Annotated in this window: 4 protein-coding genes; 3 read left to right on the top strand and 1 reads right to left on the bottom strand. The window is 68.0% G+C overall.

Annotated elements, in window-relative coordinates; all coding sequences use genetic code 11:
• The 3 genes from DSP71_RS12535 to DSP71_RS12545 form a co-directional block, all read left to right on the top strand.
• On the top strand, positions 1 to 268 hold a 268-nt coding region (locus tag DSP71_RS12535; RefSeq protein WP_147251312.1), incomplete at its 5' end, for a VanZ family protein.
• A complete protein-coding gene (locus DSP71_RS12540) occupies positions 265 to 1,020 on the top strand; it encodes an HAD-IIB family hydrolase (RefSeq protein ID WP_058632091.1) in 756 nt (251 codons plus the stop codon). The genes DSP71_RS12535 and DSP71_RS12540, both read left to right, overlap by 4 nt.
• Positions 1,021 to 1,072: 52 nt before the next feature.
• Entirely contained in the window at positions 1,073 to 1,915 is an 843-nt protein-coding gene (locus DSP71_RS12545) for a DUF1295 domain-containing protein (RefSeq protein WP_113681258.1), read from the top strand.
• A 38-nt stretch (positions 1,916 to 1,953) separates the two neighbouring features.
• Here DSP71_RS12545 and DSP71_RS23760 read toward each other — a convergent pair.
• On the bottom strand, positions 1,954 to 2,660 hold a 707-nt coding region (locus tag DSP71_RS23760; RefSeq protein WP_258546423.1), incomplete at its 5' end, for an alpha-hydroxy acid oxidase.

Consider the following 2,660-nt stretch of genomic DNA (forward strand, 5'->3'; position numbering starts at 1 on the left):
CGTGCTGGTCTTCGTGCCGGTCGGCATCCTCGCCTTCCTGCTCCTCCCCCGCCGCGTGTGGTTCCTCGCACTGTTGGTGGGACCGCTGCTGTCCGCGATGATCGAGACCGCTCAGCGCATGGCTCTCCCCCACCGCGCGGCGACCGTGAACGATGTCGTGGCCAACTCCACCGGCGCGATCCTCGGCGTCGCCGTCGCGGTCGTCTTCACCCTGCTGCTCGCCCCGAGATCCTCTCAGCGTCCACCTTCTAAGCTGGAGACATCATGACCACGCCCACGCTCGTCGCCTTCGATCTCGATGACACGCTCGCCCCTTCGAAGGGTCTGATCGACCCGAGGATCGCCGATCTGCTGCGCGCACTCCTGCGCACCGTCGACGTCGCCATCATCTCCGGCGGCAACGAGGCGCAGTTCCGATCGCAGGTCGTCGCCCGACTCGGCGATGCGGATGCCGCTGACCTCGCGCGCCTGCACCTGCTGCCCACCTGCGGCACCCGCTACCTCCGCCACGACGGCACGGACTTCGCACCGGTCTACGCGCACGATCTCAGCGACGCAGACAAGCAGGCGGCTCTCACGGCTCTGCGCGAGGAGGCCGAGCGCCTCGGGCTGTGGGAAGCCGAGCCGTGGGGCGACATCCTGGAAGACCGCGGATCCCAGATCACGTTCTCGGCACTCGGGCAGCGCGCACCGCGCGAGGCGAAGCACGACTGGGACCCGACGGGCGCCAAGCGGAGCGCTCTGAGGGACGCCGTCGCCGCACGTCTGCCCGGCCTCGAGGTCCGCTCCGGTGGATCGACCTCCATCGACATCACCCAGGCAGGCATCGACAAGGCCTTCGGCATGCGGCAGCTCGCCGAACACACCGGCATCGCCCTCACCGACATGCTGTTCTACGGCGACCGGCTCGATGAGGGCGGGAACGACTATCCGGTGCTCGCGATCGGCGTGCCCTCCATCGCCGTGGAGGGTTGGGAAGACACCGCCGACAGACTCGACGCACTCCTGCTGACCCTCTGATCCACATGGTGCCGTGCGGCACGCCACCGCCGCATGGTCCTAGCATGGCGTCATGGATGCCCTGCTGATCGTCATCGTCGTCGCCGCGGTCTCCAGTGCGGCCTGCTGGGTGCTCTCCCTGATCACCCGTGACACCTCCTGGGTCGATCGCGCCTGGTCGATCGCCCCCGTCGCCTATGTGTGGATCTTCGTCGCTGGGGCCTTCGTGAACGGCGAGGGTTCGGCACGCGTCGTCCTGATGGGTGTCCTGGCGACGGCGTGGGGAGCCCGGCTGACCTTCAACTTCGCCCGCAAGGGCGGCTACACCGGGATGGAGGACTACCGCTGGGCGATCCTCCGAGGACGCATGCGTCCCTGGCAGTTCCAGATCTTCAACCTGCTGTTCATCATCTGCTACCAGATGGCGCTGCTCGTGCTCATCACGCTGCCGGCTGCCCTCGCCGCCCGGAATCCGTCTGCGCTCACCGGATGGGATGCGCTGTTCATCGCCGCGTTCCTCGCGTTCCTGGTCGGCGAGACGATCGCCGACCAGCAGCAGTGGGTGTTCCATCAGCGGAAGAAGAAGGCGGGCGGCACCCTCCCTCCCGGCTTCGCCACGACCGGACTGTTCCGGTACAGCAGGCACCCCAACTTCTTCTTCGAGCAGGCGCAGTGGTGGGCCTTCTACGCGATCGGTGCGACGGCAGCGGTCGCGGGTGGCGCCGGAGTCATCGGCGGCGTGCTGAACCCGACGATCATCGGACCCGCGCTCCTCACCGTGCTGTTCATCGGCTCGACGATCTTCACCGAGTCGATCACCGCGTCGAAGTACCCGGCATACGCCGACTACCGCCGCACGACATCGATGCTCGTGCCGTGGCCTCCACGCACGCGATCCGTGGCCACGCAGTCCTGAAGCCGGCGCCCACCGGGTGCTGACGCTCAGGCAGGATCTCAGCTCACGCGGGCCTCCGCGGCGGCACGTGCGACCGGAACCAGCCTGGTCAGCTGGGTCACGTGCGCGGGCTCGAGCTCGGCGAGGGACGCGACACCCAGCAGGCGCATCGTGCGCTCGATCTCGCTGCGCAGGATCGCGATCGTGCGGTCGACGCCCTGACGTCCACCCGCCATCAGACCGTAGAGGTAGGCCCGCCCGATCAGCGTGAAGTCCGCGCCGAGCGCCACCGCGGCGACGATGTCGGCGCCGTTCATGATGCCGGTGTCGATCATGACCGTGAAGTCGTCGCCGACCGCCCGACGCACCTCCGGCAGCAGATGGAAGGGGATCGGCGCGCGGTCGAGCTGACGCCCTCCGTGGTTCGAGAGGACGATGCCGTCGACTCCGGCGTCACGCAGGCGCACCGAGTCCTCGACGTTCTGCACGCCCTTGATGACGATCTTGCCCGGCCAGATGTCGCGGATCACCGCGAGATCGTCGTAGCTGATCGTCGGGTCCATCGCCGCATCCAGCAGCTCCCCCACCGTGCCCCCTGTGGTGCTGAGGGAGGCGAACTCGAGCTTCGGCGTGGTGAGGAAGTCATACCACCACCACGGCCGCGGAATCGCGTTGATGATCGTGCCGAGCGTGAGCTGAGGCGGGATGCTGAAACCGTTGCGCTTGTCACGAAGGCGCGCACCGGCGACCGGAGTGTCGACCGTGA

It is taken from the genome of Microbacterium sp. H6, from assembly GCF_003314775.1.
GTDB lineage: Bacteria > Actinomycetota > Actinomycetes > Actinomycetales > Microbacteriaceae > Microbacterium > Microbacterium oxydans.

Bases quoted from the DNA above. Each gene is read 5' to 3' on its own strand.
- DSP71_RS12540 (WP_058632091.1), top strand. From the start codon at position 265: ATGACCACGCCCACGCTCGTCGCCTTCGATCTCGATGACACGCTCGCC.
- DSP71_RS12545 (WP_113681258.1), top strand. From the start codon at position 1,073: ATGGATGCCCTGCTGATCGTCATCGTCGTCGCCGCGGTCTCCAGTGCG.